Origin of the sequence: Thermosporothrix hazakensis (assembly GCF_003253565.1) — a bacterium.
Classification (GTDB): Bacteria; Chloroflexota; Ktedonobacteria; order Ktedonobacterales; family Ktedonobacteraceae; genus Thermosporothrix; species Thermosporothrix hazakensis.
The window spans coordinates 1-21,396 of the sequence record NZ_QKUF01000015.1; the positions used below are offsets into that span (position 1 = coordinate 1).

The 21,396-nt window shown below is 53.0% G+C and carries 15 protein-coding genes; 4 read left to right on the forward strand and 11 right to left on the reverse strand.

Features of this window, described 5'->3' with window-relative positions; all coding sequences use genetic code 11:
* Window positions 1-403 precede the first annotated feature (403 nt).
* Entirely contained in the window at window positions 404-796 is a 393-nt protein-coding gene (locus tag EI42_RS19025) for a PPOX class F420-dependent oxidoreductase (RefSeq protein WP_111324223.1), read from the reverse strand.
* Between the two features lie 94 nt (window positions 797-890).
* Window positions 891-2,114, reverse strand: a complete 1,224-nt coding sequence (locus tag EI42_RS19030; RefSeq protein WP_111324224.1) for a glycoside hydrolase family 5 protein — start codon at window positions 2,112-2,114, stop codon at window positions 891-893.
* 212 nt (window positions 2,115-2,326) lie between these two features.
* On the opposite strand from EI42_RS19030, the gene EI42_RS19035 reads away from it, so the two are divergent.
* Both EI42_RS19035 and EI42_RS19040 read left to right on the forward strand, forming a co-directional pair.
* On the forward strand, window positions 2,327-3,130 hold the full coding sequence (locus tag EI42_RS19035) for an alpha/beta fold hydrolase (RefSeq protein ID WP_111324225.1): 804 nt from the start codon (window positions 2,327-2,329) through the stop codon (window positions 3,128-3,130).
* A 68-nt stretch (window positions 3,131-3,198) separates the two neighbouring features.
* Entirely contained in the window at window positions 3,199-3,483 is a 285-nt protein-coding gene (locus EI42_RS19040) for a hypothetical protein (protein WP_111324226.1), read from the forward strand.
* A 68-nt stretch (window positions 3,484-3,551) separates the two neighbouring features.
* On the opposite strand, the gene EI42_RS19045 is transcribed toward EI42_RS19040, so the two are convergent.
* From EI42_RS19045 to EI42_RS19060, 4 genes are all read right to left on the reverse strand, one after another.
* Entirely contained in the window at window positions 3,552-4,658 is a 1,107-nt protein-coding gene (locus EI42_RS19045) for an MATE family efflux transporter (protein WP_111324227.1), read from the reverse strand.
* Between the two features lie 75 nt (window positions 4,659-4,733).
* A complete protein-coding gene (locus tag EI42_RS19050; RefSeq protein WP_111324228.1) occupies window positions 4,734-5,561 on the reverse strand; it encodes a hypothetical protein in 828 nt (275 codons plus the stop codon).
* Window positions 5,562-5,826: 265 nt separating this feature from the next.
* Window positions 5,827-6,540 carry a precorrin-2 dehydrogenase/sirohydrochlorin ferrochelatase family protein gene (locus EI42_RS19055; RefSeq protein WP_111324229.1) on the reverse strand — a complete coding sequence of 238 codons (714 nt, stop codon included), beginning with the start codon at window positions 6,538-6,540 and terminating at the stop codon, window positions 5,827-5,829.
* Window positions 6,541-6,649: 109 nt separating this feature from the next.
* Window positions 6,650-8,392, reverse strand: a complete 1,743-nt coding sequence (locus tag EI42_RS19060) for an NADPH-dependent assimilatory sulfite reductase hemoprotein subunit (protein ID WP_111324230.1) — start codon at window positions 8,390-8,392, stop codon at window positions 6,650-6,652.
* 199 nt (window positions 8,393-8,591) lie between these two features.
* Here EI42_RS19060 and EI42_RS19065 point away from each other — a divergent pair, with 199 nt between their 5' ends.
* Complete coding sequence (locus EI42_RS19065; RefSeq protein WP_111324231.1) at window positions 8,592-9,533, forward strand: hypothetical protein; 942 nt, start codon at window positions 8,592-8,594, stop codon at window positions 9,531-9,533.
* A gap of 53 nt (window positions 9,534-9,586) precedes the next feature.
* On the opposite strand, the gene hflX is transcribed toward EI42_RS19065, so the two are convergent.
* The 3 genes from hflX to EI42_RS19080 all read right to left on the reverse strand — a co-directional run bounded on the left by hflX (window position 9,587) and on the right by EI42_RS19080 (window position 14,611).
* Window positions 9,587-10,942 (reverse strand): GTPase HflX, encoded by a 1,356-nt coding sequence (hflX, locus tag EI42_RS19070; RefSeq protein WP_211326255.1) that lies wholly within the window; start codon window positions 10,940-10,942, stop codon window positions 9,587-9,589.
* Between the two features lie 718 nt (window positions 10,943-11,660).
* The gene (locus tag EI42_RS19075; protein ID WP_111324338.1) at window positions 11,661-12,890 is read right to left on the reverse strand and encodes a cytochrome P450; all 1,230 of its coding nucleotides are present in this window, start codon (window positions 12,888-12,890) and stop codon (window positions 11,661-11,663) included.
* Window positions 12,891-13,003: 113 nt separating this feature from the next.
* Complete coding sequence (locus tag EI42_RS19080) at window positions 13,004-14,611, reverse strand: ABC-F family ATP-binding cassette domain-containing protein (protein ID WP_111324232.1); 1,608 nt, start codon at window positions 14,609-14,611, stop codon at window positions 13,004-13,006.
* Window positions 14,612-15,301: 690 nt separating this feature from the next.
* On the opposite strand from EI42_RS19080, the gene EI42_RS19085 reads away from it, so the two are divergent.
* The gene (locus tag EI42_RS19085; RefSeq protein ID WP_111324233.1) at window positions 15,302-18,622 is read left to right on the forward strand and encodes an NACHT domain-containing protein; all 3,321 of its coding nucleotides are present in this window, start codon (window positions 15,302-15,304) and stop codon (window positions 18,620-18,622) included.
* A 37-nt stretch (window positions 18,623-18,659) separates the two neighbouring features.
* Here the strand turns inward: EI42_RS19085 and EI42_RS19090 are convergent, their stop codons facing one another.
* Window positions 18,660-19,268, reverse strand: coding sequence for a GNAT family N-acetyltransferase (locus EI42_RS19090; protein WP_111324234.1), 609 nt, complete (start codon window positions 19,266-19,268; stop codon window positions 18,660-18,662).
* Between the two features lie 64 nt (window positions 19,269-19,332).
* Window positions 19,333-21,270: a S9 family peptidase gene (locus EI42_RS19095; RefSeq protein ID WP_170142752.1), complete on the reverse strand. Its 1,938-nt coding sequence runs from the start codon at window positions 21,268-21,270 to the stop codon at window positions 19,333-19,335.
* Window positions 21,271-21,396 lie beyond the last annotated feature (126 nt).

The following is a 21,396-nucleotide window of genomic DNA, read 5'->3' on the forward strand; positions in this document are numbered from 1 at the left end:
TACTTTCTTTCAGTAAACGGCTCCCCGTGGTACCACCTTCTTTCGCTGTTGCCTCTCGGCAACAACCTCTGTGGGCTACCTTACAGGTCGCTCATATGCCCGATCACGGGGGCATCCGGCGAGGTCTACTCTCACGGCGGCTCACTCCATTATTTTCACCAAGCCGGCCAGTGATTTCTTCTCGCGGCTTCCGGGTCTTTTTCACAGGATCTTCACATGTGGGCTTTCCACCAGCCGCCCGCTCTCTGGAATGGAACGTTTCCTGTTACTCGTCCCTTCATCGCTTTTCACTATTCGCTTTTGTTAGTGTTACTTATACCATGAGTGATAGGAGGCTGTCAAGCCCCTTTCTTTTTTTCCCCTCAATATACTCATTCGCAGGCTCACAACCCTCTATGCACGCCTATTTCAGATTCTGTCCGGTGATATGCTGCACCCTGACATAGAGCACCACGCGGGGGTCTCCAGGATTGCGCCAGGGCATCCCATACCTCTCGGCAAGCTCATTAAAGAGAGAAGCGTCAGGATCTTCTTCAATCCGCTCTACCACACCGCGAAACTCTGCATGGATATATGGGTTATCGAGATCATTGATTGAAATAGCGACACGCGGATCACGCTTGATATTCGCGTATTTCTTGCGATCTTTTGTATGCGTAAATTTAATATACTCTCCATCCCAAAGGAACCACATCGGCGAAGACTGCGGCGCCCCATCGGGGCCAAGTGTTGCAAGGTGAGCCAGGGCCTTCGAGTTCAGAATCTTTTGTACCTTCGGGTTGTTTATATCGATCATTAGCCATTTTCCTTTCTCCGTTTCCGGCGCCTTTTAAGCCGGCCCACAGGAGAAAACAGCGACCCGCTCACGGTTTATTCCCGCTCGACGTATTCTAGCGCGTGCTTTTCTTGAAAGATCGCATCTCACTTACAGCCAATTTCCAGCGAACGAGCGCATCCGCATGATAATCGCGTAGACGCTCATAGACACTCTCACCCATAGCATGTGATGGCGTGCCATTGTAATCAGTTACCAGTTGTGGATAGGCACAGATAGTGCTCCGAGACGTAGAGGAGACAAACCAGGCCCGAGCAATCCAGCCAATCTGACGCGCATCCAGATAGTCAAAAAGCATGTTCACAAAGTCGGCTTTGCAATTGTACTGGCCAAATGCTGTAATCAACAACGGATAACGATCCGCGAACTGGCCGAAATGGTCGGTCCAGAAGGAAGGCATTTTATCGCTCGCGTTGTTAGAGGGATGGCTGCTGTAAAGGACATTGGTTCCTTCCAGCGCGTACATGGAAAGCTGCTTCAGGCTATACCCACCATTGGTGCCATTTGCAATCACCAGATTCCGGGCTCCCGTTTTGCGAATCGTTTCCAGCAAGGTCTGCATCCCCACTGCCTGGTAGGAAAAGAGCTTGAAGCAGCCGCAATAATGCACCCTGACCTCATCCCCCACGATCATACAGCCGAATTTCCAGCAGGACCCCTGCTGATACGAGATACCGGGCTCATCATAGAGCTCGAAAAGCACGTTGGAATAGTCCTTGTAGGTCTGCGCCACCTGTTCCCAGAACGGCACCGCATCGGTATCGGGCATTTGCTGTTCTGCACCTGCGCCGCCAACCTGTCCACCCGCACCGGACCAGTGCAGGTTCAGAATGACATTCAATCCGAGTGCTGTCAGATCGTCAACCAGACGGTGCACAAATGCTCGATACCCCGCCGCCGTACAGGTCGAAATTTTCATATCGCCCTTCAGCCAGAAATTCTGAGAAAGCGGCACCCGAACCGTATTTCCTCCCCAATATCTCCCGTCTTTGATATCGGCCACATTGGGCACAGGGACACCCATCAAGGCAAGATGCGAACGATCATAAGGGCTCTGCTTGCCTGTACAATCAAGTTCTGGCCCTGAACGCGTGATACCATGAAAGAGATAGGGCTTCCCACTGGCATCCAGCACCTGATTTCCCAGAATGGTATAAGGGCCTCTTGCCAGGGCCTCATAGGGGGTCATAGTCTCCGCGTGAGCCTCGCCGGCAGCAAATACGGGCAACACACAGCCAAGCACCAGCACAACACGCAGTAGAGCATGAGCAACAGACATGTTTTCCTCCTCCCCACCTGCTTACCACACCATTGAGTTTCTTTCCGGAAACAACTCTGCCAAAGGAGAAACGGATGTTACATTCACTATAACGCTTTCTCCGCTTTTTGAAAATGGGAAGAGTACTTTCCGGGGAAGAGAGCCCCCTTGCACGTTCACAGATCTGGAAGATACTATGTAGAAGAGATCTTTCAATACGATAACCAGCGTCTATGAGACAGATATATTTCACTCGCTCTATCACAATACAGGGAAAACGCGTTCGCTATCAGGTCATAGGCAGTGGAGAGCCAGTTATTCTCGTGCATGGTCTGGCGGCCTCTTCTCTCTGGTGGCGGCGCAACATTCCAGCGCTTGCGCGTCATTACCGGGTCTATATTCTCGACCTCCCGGGATTTGGTAGTATGCGCGCAAAGGCTAACGCAATCACCCTCGCAGAAGCCACTGAATGGCTACAGACGTGGATGCAGCATGTCCACATTCAGCGCGCTCACTTTATCGGTCATTCTATGGGTGGGCTGATCTGCATTCGCTTTGCTGCTCGCTATCCAGAGCAGGTTGCAAGCCTCGTGCTGGTCGCGCCCTCGGTGCTGTTTCATCAGACCAGCATTCGCGCGAATATCCTTCCGATGCTCGCCTTTCTGACCCATCTTTCACCGGCCTTCTTCCCGATTGTGTGCTATGATTTCCTTCGGGCAGGGCCACGCACAACACTCCGCTTCGCCCGCGAACTCTTGTCTATGAATGTGCGCCAGGATATGCAACGCCTACGCGTGCCAACGCTTCTTATCTGGGGAGAAAAAGATACCCTTGTGCCCTCGATTTTTGCCCCGCTGGCACAACACCTTATTCATGAATCGCGTCTCGTCCTCTTGCGCAATGCCGGTCATGCCTGTATGTTTGAACAATCCAGATCCTTCAATGCCGCCGTCCTCTCCTTCCTCCATGCGCAAACACAGACACAGGAAAGAAACCACACAGAGAAGAACGTAACGTTTCCGCTATTGGATTCGTGACACCCATGTTGATACAACACAGAAGTTCGGAAATCAGACAAGAAGTAGCAGAGAGGAGGTTTTCAGTTATGAATAGACCTCAAGAAGAGAGAGTTACCAATACCAGCAATACGTACTTTGACCTGGTAAGCGTGCTGTATCACGCACTTGAAGGGGCAAAGACATACGCCATCTACGCGCAAGATGCACAGCGCGATGGAGATCAGGAACTGGCCCAATTCTTCTATCAGGCCCAACAGGATCAGGTCCGATGTGCAGAAAACGCCAAGCAGATACTTGCTCGCCGCACATCACCGGCTGCTACGGCCTCAGCAGGTATCCCCCGCTCACAGGGGACGGCCCCTCAAAGCTAAGCTCATACAATACAAAAGGAGAGCAGGCCCGCTTCATATCAGGCTTGCTCTCCTTTTTTGTTCTCGACTTAGCTTTCCTGTGGTGGTTGCTGTGGCTGAGATGGTCTGGCTGTCTGCTCTCCTGATGGAGGCGTCTGCGGCACCTGCCGAAGCGTCTGTTCTTCGGCAGAAGGCTGAGGTGCCTGCCTGACCGTCTGTTCTCCTGTATAGTGAGGCGTCTGTGGCGGTACCTGCCTGACCGTTTGCTCTTCAACAGGAGGCTGAGGTGCGGGGGGCGCTTGTCTGACTGTCTGTTCCCCTGTATAGTGGGGGGTCTGTGGCGGTACCTGCCGAATCGTCTGCTCTCCCGATGGTGTTTGCATCTCTCCTGTCGCGGGCTGTTTCGGAAACTCGTTCGTCGGATACTGTGGTGCCGGGTAGCCATACGGCTGCTGCTGAGCGCCTCCTGGATACTGAACCTGCGCCTGTTGCGGATATGCTCCCGAAGGCGTCCCCTGCTGATACTCACCAGTCGGATATTGTGGTGCAGGATAGCCGCCATACAACTGCTGTGACGGTTGCTGTCCCGTTTGATAAGGAGGATAGCCATACGGCTGCTGCGGATACCCACCGGTCTGATGCTGCGGATACATACCCGGCGCACCTGCGGGCTGTTTCGGCAAGATATGCCAGACCCCGGCTGCTGCAATCGCCAGCATGCCAATCAGCGAGATGTAGCCACCTGCCTGCCAGACAAGAGACAGAGAGACAGCCCCAAACAAGCCATAGGAGGCGGTTGAAAGGATCTCGGTAATTGCCTGAGATACCAATGGCGAGATCAAGGCCTGAAAGATCGCCCCGATGAGGCCCAGAATAATCAGAGCGATTACCCCTCGCTTCACCTGGACCTCCAGCGGCCACCTGGAACCAAAGGGATTCTCACTCAATACCAGACGCGTGGCAATAAAGATAGCCGCCAGGGCGAAAATCACGTTCAACCAGAGCAGCCCATTGATAGCCGACAGTTGAAGCGCGGTCAAGGCCTGCGATTGGAACGGAGAGCCCTCCTGAGCCTGCCCCGTGCCTGCCTGAATGGCAGCAAAAGGAATGAAAAAGAAAGTGATCAGCGCCAGGACAGCGCCTCCTATCGCAACCAGGAATGGAATATTTTTCGGTAACAGGAACTTATTAAACATGGCAGCGCTCCTCTCTACACGGCGTTAGCAGTTTCTCTTGTGCCTGTTTCATCCTCTTCGTATCCTTCAACATAGCTACTGTTGTCCACCTTGAGGAGGCTGATTCGGCTGTGGCGGATAGGGATACTGGGGCGGCTGATTACCAGTATTATACTGCTGCATCGGTGGTTGATTCCCGGTATTATATTGTTGTGCCGGTGGTTGATTCCCGGTATTGTACTGCGGGGGATAGTTTCCAGTGTTGTACTGCTGCACCGGCGGCTGATTCCCGGTGTTGTACTGTGGGGGATAGTTTCCAGTGTTGTACTGTGGCGGGATCGGACCAGTCGGCGGCGGATATGCTCCCGGATACGACTGTCCCGGCGCTACCTGCTGCGGCATTTTTGGCAGGCGCTTATAGGCCTCCCAACCTGCACAGCCAATGACAACCAGCATTGCCAGCAGGAAAATCCAGGCACCCACACCGAAGCTGAAGGAGCCAGGAATTTGAGCAGGGCTTCCCAGAGCGCCACCCAGTGAAATGGATTTCGCAGCGGAAATCACGATAATCTCAACGATAATGCTCAGGAGAGCCGCGCCAATGATGGCATACAGGGTCCAACTCACCTGCTTCTCAACGGGTGCGGCAACCTGCTTGCCCAGGGGTTGCGCGCTGTAGATCAAGCGCCCCAGAGCAAGCAGCACCAGCAGCACCAGCAGAAAGGCAAGCCAGATTGCTGCGTTCGTTGAAGCAAGCAAGGTTGTATTAATGCCAACCGCAGGAAGGGATATTGAAAAGGCACCTCCTGTTGCCTTGACCTGCATTTGAGCAAATGGCATGAATAAGAATGCTATCAGTCCGATAATGGCACCAGCGCCTGCAAAAAGGTAGGTACGGTTCGAGGGAACAGTTAATGCATCCATTAAACCTATAACCTTTCTAAGAGGATAATCACCTCTTGGAGATGAAAGTTGAATGGTGTCCCGAATTGTCAATTAAAGTCTATCAGGAGAGATAGGAAAAAACAAAGAAATTCCAGTAGGATGATTATATAATAAAGCATGCAATTCAATCAATATAAAAACTCACAAGAAAACAATGAAAAACTCCGCATGTTTTGCATTGAAAAACACACGGAGTCTTTAAATACAGTCTGTTTTACGAGGCTTAGAAGAAAGGTCCATCCTCTCAAGCAGAAGTGGATGTTACAGCACTATGAGCAAGAAAGCCCATATCCTCGAAAAGCGTGCTCTCTGGCACCGTGATCCCATAAGCACGCAAGAGAGCAGCCGCCTGGCTTATAGCCTGTCCAAATGCTCCCTGAGCAAGCAATTGCAGAATCTCCGACGCAAAGTAGTCCCCGAAAAAGCGATCACGCTCATCATATGATACCTGATGCTGGCGCAAATACACGCGCACCACAGCCGCAAGTTGAAGGTAGTGCTCATAAGCAGGGGGAAACTGCTGTTCCAGTTGCTGCCGTATGCGTTTCGCTAAACTCGGGCTGGCTCCCTCGGTTGAAACAGCGATCGTCAACTGTCCACGCCGCAGAATGGAGGGAACAATAAACGTGCAGCGAGCCGGTACATCCACGATATTGACCTGTTGCCCTCGTTCCTGCGTCTCCTGCCAGATATCCTCAATCTGTTGCGAGTCATTTGTAGCCGCCACCACAACAAAGGCAGTCGCAAGATCACCCCGCTCATACACCTTTTGCCGCCAGACAATCTCTGACCGCTCTGCCATTTCCTGCAAGGGCGTACAGAGTTCAGGGGCAATCACTGTGACATGAGCACCACAGGAGACAAGCGCCTGCGTTTTCTCAGCGGCAACTGTATTACCGCCGACAACAATAACCGAGCGTTGCCGCACATCAAGCATTACCGGATAATACTTCGGCATAACCTACCTCTTCCTTCTCTAAAGGATTGTTCAAAAAAATAACCCGTACAGAGGCACCCCTTTGTACCTCCAATACGAGCCCGGGTAGGAGAGGCTACGTTGCCTGACCTCAAGCTGTGGCAACTGTTGTACGTTCGCGTAACCGCTCAATACCGACCCTGTGGCAAAAGTCGCCAAAGCTTTCTTCTCGTTGGCGCTCTTGCTTCCACAACGCCAGCACTGGCTGAAGCGTGGCCGGAATATTCTTCAGCGGAACAGAGGCAGCATAGAGGACATTCAAGCGAGTACCCGCCTGATCACCACCAATATATACGTTGTAGAGATCCTTTGAACGCCCGACCAGGCCAATATCACCCATATACGGGCGGGCACATCCATTCGGGCAGCCGGTCATGCGAATACTGATCGGCTCACCAGCAAGACCAAGTTCCTCTAAGGAAGTCTCAATCTCCTTGACAAGCTCCGGTAAGACACGCTCCGACTCGGCAACAGCAAGGCCGCAGGTTGGCAACGCCGGGCAGGCCATCGCAAAGCGATACGCACCGATAGCGGCGGGGTCAGTTACAATGCCATAGCGCTTGAGCATCGCTTCGACCTCGTCTCGCTGCGCTTCCTCAATATCAGTCAGTAGTATGTTTTGTTGAGGAGTCAGACGAACGCCCGGGCGAAAATGCGCGACAACCTCACGCAAGCCGGTCTTCACCTGCGCCGTCTCAGTATCTCTGACACGCCCGTTCTCTATATGCAGTCCCAGGAACCAGCGACCATCTGCCTGCTGCTGCCAGCCTAGATGATCCTCGATCGCATGTAATTCGACAGGACTCGGCGGAGCAAGTGTAAAGCCAAGCCGCCGCTCAACCTCGTCCCGAAACCAATCAATACCACGCTCATCAACCACATATTTCATACGAGCGTGTTTACGGTTCTTGCGATCTCCATAATCGCGCTGCACGGTGAGAATTGCTTCAGCAATAGCAACAACGGTATCAGTGCTGGCATCACAGAGCGGCGTTCCCAGACGCGGGAATGTCTCGCTCTTCCCGTGCGTCATGCCCATACCGCCACCGATCACCACAGTAAAACCAATCAACTTATCCCCATCAAGTCGTGCGATCAGGCCGATATCCTGCGTGTACACATCAATACAGTTATCTCCTGGGAAGGCGATTCCTACTTTGAACTTTCGAGGGAGATAGGTCGGGCCGTACATAGGCTCTACTTCGTCAGGGCTCTCAATGATGTGCGTTTTCTTTCCATCAACCCAGATTTCAGAATATGCCCTGCTGCGTGGAGCCAGATGCATAGCAAGACGATGTGCGAACTCCTGTACCCGTGCTTGCGCCCTCGACGAGGTAGGAGCAGGACAAGCCATCACGTTTCGGTTCACATCCCCACAGGCCGCCAGCGTTGAAAGCAGCGCCTTATTAATATCGTGAATGGTCTGATGCAGGTTCTCTTTCAGGATGCCGTGAAGCTGAATACTCTGTCTGGTTGTAAAGCGCAAGGTGCCATTGCCATAGCGGTCTGCAAGTTCATCCTGAACCAGATACTGTTCAGGAGTTAAGACACCACCTGGAATGCGCGAACGCACCATAAACTGATAGGCCTTCTCGGCCCGAGCCGCCTTGCGGACCTGACGCAGGTCACGATCATCCTGCTGGTAAATACCATGAAACTTGATAAGCTGAATCTGGTCTTCCGTAAAGTGTGAGGTCGGTTCGGCCAATTCTTCAGCGATTTTGCCCCGCAACAGATGGCTATTCACCTTGATCTGCTCTACCTTACTCCCCTCTCCCGGCCCAAGCGCTTTCAAATGGCTGTTCTCTGATCCCGAGTGTTCAGACGCAGTCATGGCACCTCCTCATATCGCCTCTGCTGGCATTGCGCAATTCTATCGAACAGTAACAGCACGCTGTCCAGTTCTTGCAAGAACTTGTGTTTTTGTGATATTGTTGATATAGTAGATCAACAAAGTAATTATTCCTTTGCAATAACTATACGGTCAAAATGGATAGCATGTCAACCCTTTACACTCACAAGGAGCACACAAAATGACATTGCTACTCAGTTGTATTTCAACCAGACACTCGTTGCTCAAGAATCACTGGGCGCAATCACGAGAGCAAACGGCCTGTCCGGTGACAACGCTTGGTAGCCTGCAAAAGCCAAAAGAAGATCAGGGCGGTCTGCTTGTCTCGCTGGATGAGGCCGGACAAATTCAGGCAACGCTCCCGCTAACAATGCCTGCCGGTATGGCACAGACCGAACAGGGTCTGCTGGTTGCGGCGCTGGATACCATCTATGAGGTATCGCCCGATCTTACCGCGATCAAGAAAAGCGTCAGCTTGCCCTCATTCAGTCTGCTCCACTCGCTCAATCGCACCGCGCGCGGCTATCTGGTTGCCAGCACGGGTGTTGATGCGATAGTGGAATTCAGCCGTGATGGAGATCCTTTGTGGAGTTGGTGGGCCACAGAACATGGCTTTGAGGAGACGCCCACCGGAGAGCGCCGTATCCTTGATACAACGGCGGATCATAGAGGCGTGAAATATGGAACTCTGACCCAGACAACGCATGTTAACTCGGCGACCGAGTGGAAACATGATACCATCCTTGCTACCCTCTTCCACCAGGGTTCGATTGTCGCAATTGAGCGAGAAACCGGACGCTGGCAGACCGTGCTCTCGGGGCTTAACCATCCCCATTCCGTGCGCGTGCTCGATGACCACTATGTGACAGTAGCCGATACCGGACATGGGCGCGCCCTCCTCGTCCATCTCAAGGACGGACAGGGCATCATCGAGCATGAGGTTACAATAGAGACAGATTGGCTTCAGGATAGCTACTATGATATTCATGCTGAACGCTGGTATCTGGTCGATGGAAAAAACTCGCGCGTTGTGATTCAGAAAGGGCTGGCGGGAAGCGAGACCCTGGCAGAGCTTCAGCTTGACCCGGAATGGCGGTTATACGAAGCGCATCCACTCCATTAAAAAAAGCGGGAGAGCTTTTCCAGCCCTCCCGCCATTCTGCTCTTCACATGTGTCTAGGAAACAGCGCGGATTGCTTCCTTCCGTGCCTGTCGCTTTGAGGTGCGAATGCGATAAGCATAGAAGGCACCGCTCCGGTTCTCTGGCAGATAGCCGCGCAGATGAGTGCCTTTCTCCATGTACTCCTCATGCTCGATCGTGCCATACTGATGGAACTGAGCCACCAGATCACCCCGATCATATGGGATCAACACATCCATCGCGACAAACTGCTGTATCAGTTGCTCACTGATGCAATGCAACAACTGATCGATGCCCTCGCCAGTCAAGGCCGAGACCTTCACCTGTGGCAGATGAGATGCAATCTCGCTCAACTCTACCACCTGATCCGGCGCGAGCTGATCGGCCTTGTTGAGTGCGATGATCATCTGCATACCACCTGCATCGATCTCCTCAAGCACCTGCTCGACTGCCTCGATCTGATGGCGTACATGCGGATGCGAGGCATCAACCACGTGAACCAGCAAATCGGCCTCAGCAACCTCTTCCAGGGTCGCCCGGAAGGCAGCCACCAGCGTGTGCGGCAAGCGCTGCACAAAGCCGACGGTATCACTCAGCAGAATTTCTTGCCCCCCCTCAAGCCGCGCTTTACGGGTGGTTGGATCAAGCGTCGCGAACAGCTTGTTCTCGGCCAATGTCTGCGCTCCGGCCAGCCGATTCAGCAAGGTTGACTTTCCGGCATTGGTATAGCCTACCAGCGCCACAACAGGAGGTCCATCATGCTTCCGCTTGTCACGATGCAACTGCCGCTGATTGCGTACCTGCTCAATCTCTTCAATCAACTGATCGCGCTGGCGGCGCAGCAAACGGCGGTCAACCTCAATCTGTTTCTCTCCTTCACCACGCTGGTTCACGCTACCACGCTGACGAGACAGGTGCGACCACTGCCGGGCCAGACGCGGCAAATCATACTCAATCTGAGCCAGCTCAACCTGGAGACGCCCCTCACGCGTCCGCGCACGCTGACCAAAGATGATCAGGATGAGCGCGGTGCGATCGAGCACCTGGACCCCAAGTTCACGCTCAAGATTACGATGCTGTACCGGCTTTAACTCAAGGTCAAAGATCGCCGCATCACAATCGTGAAATTGGAGCAATCCTGCAAGTTCCTCTACTTTTCCGGAACCAAGCACCGTCGCCGGGTGAGGACGCATGAGGCGCTGCACCACACGATCCACACACTCCACGCCTGCCGTCGTTGCCAACTGTGCAAGCTCGTCCAGCGACTCTTCAAGCGGCCATTCCGCATCAGGCAGGTCTACTCCTACCAGAATTGCCTTACGCGGAGCGGTTGAGAGCAAGCCGTCCATGCGCTTCTCTTCGTACGCATTATTGATGATAGATTCTGTCAATCTCTGCTCCTTTTTTCTCTCTGCCGCCCCAAAACAAAACGCAACTGATCTCAAAAATGGGATACTCCGTCAAAAAAATCTAAACTACTGTTCATTGAGGCGAAAATACACGTGTCGGGCGGCTACCGCTTCTGCACTGGCCGATCTCCGCTGGAGCGCACCGATAGAATGGATGAGAAAGAAGGTGGATATTGTTGGTGAAAATGAGGAACAAGATTGGTGACCGATGCCAGCAAAACCCTTCTCTCTTCACGCTCCATAGCAGATAACACCATACAGGATACCTCTATTCCCGATATCCCGCTTGCTCAAAAAACAGGTGTACTTCGCCGCTAAGTGTCGTTTAGAGAAAGGCTTTGATTATCACTATTCGCACCACTCCTGGTTTTTTTGTTTGCTCTTTCAAGCATACAGAATTTCAGGCTGAAAGTCAAGAGGGAAGTTACCCGCCTTGCTATGACTTTTGGTAATTCCCTTCTTTCTTGCTCGGCAAAGTCGGTATAATAAGGACATTACCATTCATCTATTTAAAAAGAAAATGAGGATACGCCGATGTTGTCCAGTTCCGTCACCGTCAGCCGACACTTTATCCCCAACCTATTTGCTTTTTTGTTCCGCAGGAAAAGGAAGGCCTTCCGTCTCTTCTAAAGACTGGCACGCATATGTCAGCGTTGAGAGCGACAGCGGAGAAGATCGTTTCTTCTCCGCCAGGACTGGCTTATACATCATGCTCAATCAATAAACTCCCCATGCCACGAAAGATCAAGCCACTCCACCACTCAGGTTCCTGAACAAGTCGTGGATTGCGCAAGCGCCGCATCAGGGTGCTGAAAGCAATCTCACTTTCCAGTCGGGCCAGCGGCGCCCCCAGACAGAAATGAATTCCCTGCCCGAATGCCAGATGTCGATTCTCTTTTCGATCAAGGACCAGTTGATCAGGGTTGGTAAAATGGGCGGGATCATGGCTGGCTGCTCCCAGACAGAGCACGACAGTGGAACCTGCCTGTATGCGCTTGCCGTCAATCTCAATATCCTCTTTCACCTCGCGACTGGTTGATTGTACCGGTCCATCATATCGAAGCAGTTCCATGACAGCGGTAGAGGCAATCTCGGGGTTCTGCTGGAAAAGCATATATTGATCGGGGTGAGTCAGCAAGGCATACAGACCGTTTCCGAGTAGTTCCGTGGTCGTCCCATGCCCGGCAGCCAGCAGCAAGATGCAGTTCCCGAGTAGCTCGTATTCATCCAGTTTATCACCGCCCTCATGCGCATGGATCAGGGCCTGCAACAGATCATCCCGCGGCTGAAGCTGGCGTTGCGCAATCATTTTTCTAAAATAATCGATGAACTCCTGCACACCATACAGCGCCCGCATACCCTGCTCAAGATCCAGGTCTGCCCCTTCCAACAGCGTGCCAAAGTCACCGGACCAGCGGATAAACTGTTCTCGATCCTCGGACGGAACTCCGAGCATCTCGGCAATCACAATCGCAGGGAGCGGATAGGTAAACTCTTCCACAAAGTTGAAGCGCTCTTTTGCCAGCACATCATCAAGCAGCGTATCGACAATCTGCTGAATATGCTCACGCATACGCTCGATCATGCGCGGTGTAAAGGCTTTTGCCACCAGGCCTCGAATTCGTGTATGATCGGGCGGGTCCAGAAAAAGCATCTGACGCGCGATCGCACGCAAGGAGGGCTCCATCTGCCTGTAAAACGCCTCAGGAAGCCATTCTTTTTCGATCTCGAATCGTTGCGCCGATACTTTCGGACTGCGCAAGGTCGTTACCACATCGTTATAGCCTGTCAGCACCCATGCCTGTAGTTCAGGATCCCAATACACTGGATCTAATTCACGCAAGCGATGATAGAGCGGATAGGGAAACGCCCTGTATTCATCATTGTATACCTGTTTTAAGCTCAAAGAGATATTGCTGTTCTTCTGCACCAGAGCCTCCAATCCTGACTAAAGAACCCATTCTGCTTTTAACAGGATATACGCAGCGGCCTGGAATCAGGTTGCCTGCCTTCCCGCAAGAAAGCAAACAACCTGTCATAAACTTACGCCCGTTGCAGGAGCTGATCGTATTTCTCGTCGTACAGAACAATGCGGCCCTCAGGCATCAGCAACAGCGTATCAGGCTTGAGATAGCGCACAAACTCCAGATCGTGGGTCACAGCGATGATCGTGCCATTATATTCGGCCAGCGCCTCACCAACAATGCCCCGCGACATCGCATCCAGGTGGGTAGTCGGCTCGTCCAGCACCAGCAGATTGGGGCCATCGAGCACCATTTTTGCCAGCGCCAGGCGCGTCTTCTCGCCACCGCTCAAAGTGCCCACGGGCTGAAACACGCGATCACCCGTGAAGAGGAAGCACCCCAGAATTGAGCGCACACGCTTCATATTATCGGGAAGAATACTTCCAGCCTCATTAATCACGGTGTTTTCGTAGTTCAGGCCCTCGTTCTCCTGTGCATAGTAACCAATACGCACTCGATCGCCGAAGATCACTTCGCCCTGATTGAGTGTCGTCAGGCCAAGTAGTGAGCGCAGCAATGTTGTCTTGCCCGCACCATTGCGCCCGACAATCACCAGCCGTTGCCCCCGCTCGACCTCAAGCCTGAGGTTGCGGAAAATCTCTTTCTCACCATAGCTCTTACAGAGATCCTCAGCAACCAGCACCACACGCTCGCTGCTCACGCGCACCCGGAAATCGACTTTGATTCGCCGGCTGTTCTGAGGCAGGACCGGCATACTCTGTTCCAATGCCTCAATGCGCTTGTCGATCGCCCGGCGCTGGCTGACACGTGTCGCACCAAACCTCCGCAATTGCTGAGAAGTCTTACGCAAGCGGGCAAGCTCGCGCTCCTGCCAGCGACGAGTGCGCTCCATCAGGGCCAGCGCATCCCCGGTCTGCGTCAGGTAGTTTGAGTAAGTGCCGCGATACTCCTCTATTTTGTGCGTGAACTCGTTCAAGCGCAGAATCTTATGGATGTTGCGGTCAAGCAAGTCCAGATCATGCGAGATAATCAGGATAGAGCCTTTGTAGCTGCCCAGAAAATCCATCAGCCAGGCCGATGCCTCAACATCCAGAAAGTTCGTTGGCTCATCCAACAACAGCAGTTCGGGAGACTGGAACAGCAAACGCACAAGAGCCAGTTTGGTCTTCTGGCCACCGCTCAAGGAGCTCACCTGACGATCAAGCGTCACACCGCCGATATTGAGCCCGGCTATCAGTTCTTCACAGCGTGCATCGGCTTCATAGTAGCCAAGCCGCTCAAGGGCATCCTGAGCAGTGGCAAGCCGCTGCAACAGCGTTTCCAGCTCGCCAGCATCTGCTGAAGCGAGTGCAGCTGAGATCTCTTCATATTGTGCCAGCGCCCGATCAAGTCCGGTACTGCTAAAGATGAAGTCTCGTACGGTCTTGCCCTCTGCAACGGGATCTTCATGTGCAATATCCTGACTCAGATAGCCAAAGCTACGCGGACGACTGACCGTGCCGCTATCACTGTCCTGTAAACCGGCAATGATTTTCAAGAGAGAGCTTTTCCCGGCACCATTCACACCAATCAAACCAACTTTTTCACCCGGTCCGATCGTAAACGAGACATCCTCAAGGATCTGCCGGGGACCATAGGCAAGCTGAATTCCTTTTACCTGTAACATAGATGTTGTCCTTTTCGCGCATACAATTCAAAAATGTGGTTGCTCTCTGCTCTGGCACGTCGAACAGAAGGAAGCTAGAGGGGGCAAAGCAGTGAACTCTCTCGCGCAGGACACATCAGGAGGCGTTAGCCGCATGTGGTGCAAGCAGCGATTGGAGTTCTCCGCTGCCCGGCGACACACGCCATAGGAGAGAGGTGAAAAAGAAAGGGAGGAAAGGAACCTGATTTCGGGATACAACAAACCGTCACTTACTCAGGTGAGTAAGCATCGATTGTTGAGCGTGCCACTTTCCTGCCGCATGAGCCCAGGCGTGTTCGCTCATGCGGCCACGTTGGCCTGAATAATTATCCCTACTTTCATACTCACAGTGAAAACCTCGGTTCCTCTCTTTGGAGGATTATTTTCCTTCTCAGAAAGATGTCCTTTTCCAAGCTTACCATACCTCTACAGCAAGAGTCAAGGAGTTCCGCATTGGAGCCTGCGCGTGCATAAACAAGCATCAGATGAATCATCGTCGATAGTAGCAAATTTGTGAGCAATACGCTACAATGACAGAGTACACAAATGAGATTCCTGCACTTGTTTCTTTCATCATTACTATACTTTTTTATAAAGCATATTTAATACGTCTTAATTACTAAAGAAACAAAACAGGGATGCAGGCAGTACAGATAGAGGGAGTCTCAATATATGCTTAAAAAACGTCATATACTCTTTCTGATAACAGTGTGGATGTGGTTATGCTGCGCCTCCATCCTGCCCGACCCGCTTCACCTTTTCCATTCCGAACAAAGCGACGCTCAGGCCCCCGTCCTTGCTCGTGAGGCCCTCATCACCCCCTGGACCGACCCCAACATTCTGCTCCAAATCATCAGCGTCGTCGTCACCAGTGTGTTGACGGTCGTCTCCATCCTTGTCACGCTGCGTGGCTATCAGGAGAACCGCAGGGTCATGCATGAGCAACAGGAGCTTGCACGAAAAGAGGCACAGCACGAAAAGGAAGCTAAAGAAAAGGAGCATCGGGAATTTATCAGCACAGCAACCGCCCGCTATCATGCCAGACTGCTTCAGGACGAAGCCATGTCCAGCATCAAGATTCTGGATATGCCCGAGCCAATCACATTGGAGCATATCCATGTCGGGCAACGGCTCCGCCCGCTCAAGAAGACAGATCCTGGCCTTGAAATGAACAGAGGAGATACCCCGGAGCGTGTTTTTCACTTCATTCAACAGAGCATCGAGGAAGAGTACCTTGAAGGGAGCTTTGCCCCTGAAGAGGTCCTGCGCGACAAAAAGCATATCATTGTCCTCGGCGATCCCGGAAGCGGCAAAACCACGCTACTCAAGTATATGCTGTCCCGGGCGATCAAAGACCAGCTCAATGGGTTACACCACTTACTCCCAATCGCCGTTGAGCTCAGTCGCTTTGCTCGCTCACAGCAGGACAATCTTCTTGACTTTCTGGCCGATGACTGGCACGACAATCATGGCTTCCCGACCTTTCAGGAGGCGCGGGCTTTCCTGGAAGATCAATTCAGCAAAGGCAAGGTACTCCTCCTGCTCGACGCCCTGGATGAGGCCATTCTTGGCAACAAAAAGAGTGAGCGGCAGGAAGCCTATCGCCGCGTCTTTGAAGCGATCAAGCGATGTTGTAGTAGCTATCCAGCCATCTACTTGATCGTAACCTCGCGGCTGGCTGAGTACAAGTATGAGCAACGCGCCCCGCTGCCCTTCGCCGAATACGAGATCCTGCCGTTCCGCAAACAGGAAGCACATGAATTCATTGGGAAGTGGTTTCAGCTTGAAGGGCCCGAAGACCGCCAGCGGATCGCGCTTGGCGAGGAGCTGAAAGAGGTGCTCGACAACACTCCGCAGCTTGAAATGCTGGTCAGTAATCCACTGCTGTTGTCGCTGCTTGTGATGCTCTACGAGCGTAATAAGAAACTACCGACACGCCTGGCCGATCTCTATGCCCGCTGTATCGAGCTCTTACTGTATGAATGGGATCAGGAACGCCTGCATCCACGCTATACCTATGCCTTGCTCACGGTTGAGCAGAAAAAACGGCTCCTCAGCAAGGTCGCCTGGCATTTTCATCAACAGCGGCAACGTTACTTTACTGAGGAACGGCTGAGTGCAGTGGTCTCACAATTTCTCGAACAGGAGACTCCTTCGGCGCATAGTACGGCCCACCAGATTATTGATGAGCTGTGTTCGGATAATGGCTTGATTAAGAAACAGAACGATGGTGCTTACGGCTTTCTCCATCTGACCTTTCAGAGCTACTTTGCCGCACTCTCTATCGTCGAAGCGCGTACCTTCAAAGAATATGCACTACAGGCCGACACCATTGAACAGCTCCTCCTCAAAGAGCTGTTACAGCACCCAAATGATCTCTGGAATGAAGAAGTGTTGCTCATGTATGCAGGCATCATTCAGGATCTATCCCCTCTACTTGAGCAATTATTGAACCGCAAAGGAATGGAGGATGTCTTCTCCATCACCCTGATTCTGGCAGGCCACTGCCTCGTTGCGCATCACCGCGAGGGAGAAGAACCACCAGCACAGCAACAGGAAATCATCGACCGGCTACTTCAAGTCTTGCACGAGACGCCCTATACACAGGTCCGGCAAGAAGTTGCCAAGACGCTGGTCAAACTTGCCGGAATCGATACCGCGCTACACACGCATCTGTTCGAGCTCATCTACCACCCAACCAGCAAGAGAGCCCTTACAGAGAGCCTGCTTCACGCGATTGGCATCAGCGGGAGCAGCGACGATGTCGAGAAGCTGCTTCCTCTGTTCCTGCATCCTGAGACGGCAGCAGACCTGCGCCGCATTCTGACCGACATCTTCAACAGGCGCTACTACGATACCGTTATCAAACAAAACGGCATCCTGACTACCGCTCTGCTCAAAATCCTTGATGACACTCGGGCAAGCTTTGAGTTCCGCCATGACATTATCAGGCTCTTTGAGCAGCAGGAAGCGCCTGACATCGCCCCGCAACTGATGGCACTGGTGCTCGATCCTTCGGAAGATACGGTTTTACGCATCCAGGCGGCAATCTTGCTTGCCAACTCATCCGACTCCACAACACGAGCCCGGCTGGTCGCGCATATGAACAGTGAGCCACAGGACGAGAGCACGCCTCGCTGTATCGCAGTCGCGCTGACCTTTACCACACCACAGAAGATACTGCCTCAGGATCGTCAGCGGGCCGCGCATATCCTGCTCGATTACCTCTTTGCGCCACCCGCAACCGATGCTGAAAGCCAGTTCTTGAAAGAGGTAATGGTCAATTTCTTCGGCCTACCCGGCATCTCTGTCCTGCTCGAAGACACGGCCATCAGACAGAAGCTCTATCACTACCTGAAGGACCGAAACAGGGACGCGGAGGAACGGCGCTATATTGCCAGCCTGCTGACCGCAAGCATTCCCATTGCCCCCCAACGAACGCGCAGGCTTGCTGCCATGCTCATTCAGGAGTTACAGGCATTGACCACCGAGCTGGACCATGACGGCCTGCGCAAAGATATTGAGGATCTGCGCTACCTGCTTGGAGATAAGCACGTGCCATTTGATCCCTCCGCTTACCTCAAGGCAGCACAAAGCTTCTTGCCTGTTCAGAAACAGATGATTCGCCAGCTTGAGCGTCAGGAGCGCTGGCAGTTGCTCCGCGACCGATCGCTACAACCCGACATTCGAGCTGGTATCGTTCAGGTGCTGGTCGAGGAAAACGACACGGTCAGCATCGCCAGCTTACGCCGCCTTGTCGAAGAGGTAGCACTTCCCCTGCCATTGCGTCGGGAAGTGGTCAATGCATTGGGCCTGATCACCAATGAGAACAAGGAAGAGGAATACGAAACTGCCCGCGTGCTGATCCAGCTTGCCAACAGGGATAAAGAGGTCAGAGATGTGGCAATGGAAGCACTCTGGTATGTCAGCCGCCGCATTGGCGTTCAGGTGGTACGCGATCGCTTTTCACGGCGGCTCCTCTTACAGCCCTGAGCATGGTTGCCGCTTATGAGCTGCTATGGCCCGGGCATTACCAGCGCTTTTCAGCCCGTAACCGCTGATAGTCTTCGGGGATCAGTGAGTATACCTGGATGCTTGCAAGAGAGCCATTGGTGGCGCGTTGAGCATTGCGTAAACAGCCCTCAAACTGGAAACCAAGCCGTCGGGGAATAGCCGCGCTACGCACATTGCGCTCATCGCAGCGAATAAAGACCCGGTTCGCCTGTAGCTCAGTAAAGAGAAAGTCAGTTGCCAGGCGAACCGCCTCCGTCACATAGCCCCGACCGGTCGCCGAGGTGCGCAGCCAGTAGCCAAGCTCAAATGAGCCCGCATCCCAATCATGCGGATGAATGCCAAATCCGCCCAGAAAACGCCCCGTGCAGGTATCCCACATATGGAGAGGCATATCCTCACGCAAGAGCCAGTTCGCCATTCCTCGCATGATCCACGGGCGCACTTCCTCCAGCGTCTGATAGGCATCGGCAAACGCCAGCCAGGGCCGTAGTTGAGCTCGCGACTCCGAAAGCGCTTCAAAATACGGTGCAATGTCACTTTCGCGGAAAGGGCGCAGCGTCACACGCTCTCCCCGTAATTCATCAAATAACTTCAGATGTACCGGTCTGATTACACTTGCCATCATGCTATCTGCTCATCTCATGTATTTCGGGGGCCGCTTCTGCTTAGCCCCCGAAAAAAACAATGTGCTACAGGTATTTTTCAAACCAGCGCAAGATACGCTCATCGATATCGATATTATGTTTGCGTTCGCGTGGTCCATGTCCCTCACGTGGATAAATGACCGCCTCAACAGGAACGCCGCGATCCATCAACGCACGATAGAAACCATATGCCTGATTTACCGGACAGATAACATCTTTCTCGCCATGCAAGATCAGGCATGGTGTCTGCACCTGTGCAGCATATGTAATCGGTGACCAGCGTCGATACGCGTCAGGGTTGCGCAAGTAATCTGCCTTCATAAAGCGTATATCCCAGTCCGAGATAGCAGATTGCGCATGGAAGCTATGCCAGTCGGTAATGCTGGCCCCGATGACCGCCGCTTTAAAGCGCTGGGTCTGCGTTACAGCCCAGGCCGACATAAAGCCTCCATAGCTCCACCCCATAATACCAATGCGGTTGGGGTCGACCAGTCCTTCATTGACCAGATACTCAATGCCAAACAGGATATCCTGATAATCATTGCCACCCATATCGCCGACGACCGCATCAGCAAACGTCACGCCTCTCCCCCAACTTCCGCGAATATTTGGGCGGAACACGGCATAACCAGCGCCTGCCAGCAACTGCGTCCAGCGAAGCGCCGCGTCATCGATCCAGGCTCCTGACGGCCCCCCATGCACATGAACCACCAGCGGTGGCAGTTCGTCCGTCTTTCGTACCAGTGGCATAGTCAGTAAGGCGTCAATCTCCCAACCTTCCAGGCTCGAATAGCATAGCCGCTTCGTTGGAGCCAGGGCATAGGTTGCCTCAAAGACAGGATTAAGCTGCGAGACGCGCCGCCACTTCAGGGAATCAGCGGACTCTGAAAGCTTGCCAAGCCAGATATCGGTAGGTTCCTGCGATGTCGTGTGCAGTACCAGTAGCGAACGCGCATCAGGAGTAATCGAGACATCGGAGGCCGCTTCCAGCGGAAAATCATGTTCCAGATAGTTGATGGTTCCGTTCTCGACTTCCAGCGTTGCGACGACATGGGTGACTCCCTGATAGGCAACAAAGAGCAAACGCTGACCATCAGGCAGCCAGGTACACCAGCACGGGCTGTACTCGATTCCCGGAGTCAGATCACGCGTTGCGCCATCAGCAACCGAAACCAGAAAGATATCACCAGCGCCATGACAGCGATCACTCCAATCACCCGAAATGTATGCAAGATATCGACCATCAGGCGACCACGCAAGATTGCTGGCCTGACGATCCAGCAAAGAGAGCTGACGCACAGAACCGCCATGAGCCGAAATCACGCCGACCTGACCGGCGTACCAGCCGTTTTCACCCGGACCGGTAGAATAATAAAGAGCCAACTGCGAGCTATCTGGGGACCAGGAGAATTCCCAGATGCTCAATTCGGGACATGTCAGAGGATAAGGTGCATCACTATCAATATGGACAGCCCAGAGACGTCGATAGCGATCGGGGGTCAACACCAGTGGATCACCCTCCGGTTCATCGCCTTCCAGTGTGGTAAAAGCCAGATACTGGCTATCGGGCGACCAAGCAAGATCAAGCACACCATTTGGCATAGTGCAGACGCGTCGGGGCTCGCCTCCGGCAGCCGGAGCAAGATATATCTGCGCCTTTTCATTTTCACCCTGAGGGGTTGAAATATAGGCGATATATTTTCCATCCGGTGACCAGCAGGGAGCTTTATCACCCTGAGTCTCTCGGGTTAAGGGTCTGGGTTGCGCCTTCTCTCGGGACAGATCAAGCGTATAGAGACGATCAATACGATACGTCTCCTGCTCACGCCACTCGCCCAGAATAAAGGCGGCTTGCTTCCCATCAGGTGAGATTCGCACCTGCATCGGGGAGCGCAGTTGCAGCCGAGATCCCGGCTTCAACGGGATGCGATCGGGTGGAACTGAATGAAGACTGCTTATTGTCGGTGTTGAAACACTACCCATAAAGTCTACTCCTACTTCGAGATACGAAGGGACAAGCATCAAAGATAGTATAACAGAAACGCACCGATCAATAGAGAGTAATTTGACACAGCGAGAGTCACAGCAAAACTTCATTAACCACCAGGA

What these genes read in the sequence shown, in the direction of transcription:
- EI42_RS19085 (WP_111324233.1), top strand. Translation starts at nt 15,302, where the DNA reads ATGCTTAAAAAACGTCATATACTCTTTCTGATAACAGTGTGGATGTGG.
- EI42_RS19065 (WP_111324231.1), top strand. Translation starts at nt 8,592, where the DNA reads ATGACATTGCTACTCAGTTGTATTTCAACCAGACACTCGTTGCTCAAG.
- EI42_RS19095 (WP_170142752.1), bottom strand. Translation starts at nt 21,270, where the DNA reads ATGGGTAGTGTTTCAACACCGACAATAAGCAGTCTTCATTCAGTTCCA.
- EI42_RS19055 (WP_111324229.1), bottom strand. Translation starts at nt 6,540, where the DNA reads ATGCCGAAGTATTATCCGGTAATGCTTGATGTGCGGCAACGCTCGGTT.
- EI42_RS19025 (WP_111324223.1), bottom strand. Translation starts at nt 796, where the DNA reads ATGATCGATATAAACAACCCGAAGGTACAAAAGATTCTGAACTCGAAG.
- EI42_RS19060 (WP_111324230.1), bottom strand. Translation starts at nt 8,392, where the DNA reads ATGACTGCGTCTGAACACTCGGGATCAGAGAACAGCCATTTGAAAGCG.
- EI42_RS19050 (WP_111324228.1), bottom strand. Translation starts at nt 5,561, where the DNA reads ATGGATGCATTAACTGTTCCCTCGAACCGTACCTACCTTTTTGCAGGC.
- EI42_RS19040 (WP_111324226.1), top strand. Translation starts at nt 3,199, where the DNA reads ATGAATAGACCTCAAGAAGAGAGAGTTACCAATACCAGCAATACGTAC.
- EI42_RS19030 (WP_111324224.1), bottom strand. Translation starts at nt 2,114, where the DNA reads ATGTCTGTTGCTCATGCTCTACTGCGTGTTGTGCTGGTGCTTGGCTGT.
- EI42_RS19080 (WP_111324232.1), bottom strand. Translation starts at nt 14,611, where the DNA reads ATGTTACAGGTAAAAGGAATTCAGCTTGCCTATGGTCCCCGGCAGATC.
- EI42_RS19090 (WP_111324234.1), bottom strand. Translation starts at nt 19,268, where the DNA reads ATGATGGCAAGTGTAATCAGACCGGTACATCTGAAGTTATTTGATGAA.
- EI42_RS19045 (WP_111324227.1), bottom strand. Translation starts at nt 4,658, where the DNA reads ATGTTTAATAAGTTCCTGTTACCGAAAAATATTCCATTCCTGGTTGCG.
- EI42_RS19035 (WP_111324225.1), top strand. Translation starts at nt 2,327, where the DNA reads ATGAGACAGATATATTTCACTCGCTCTATCACAATACAGGGAAAACGC.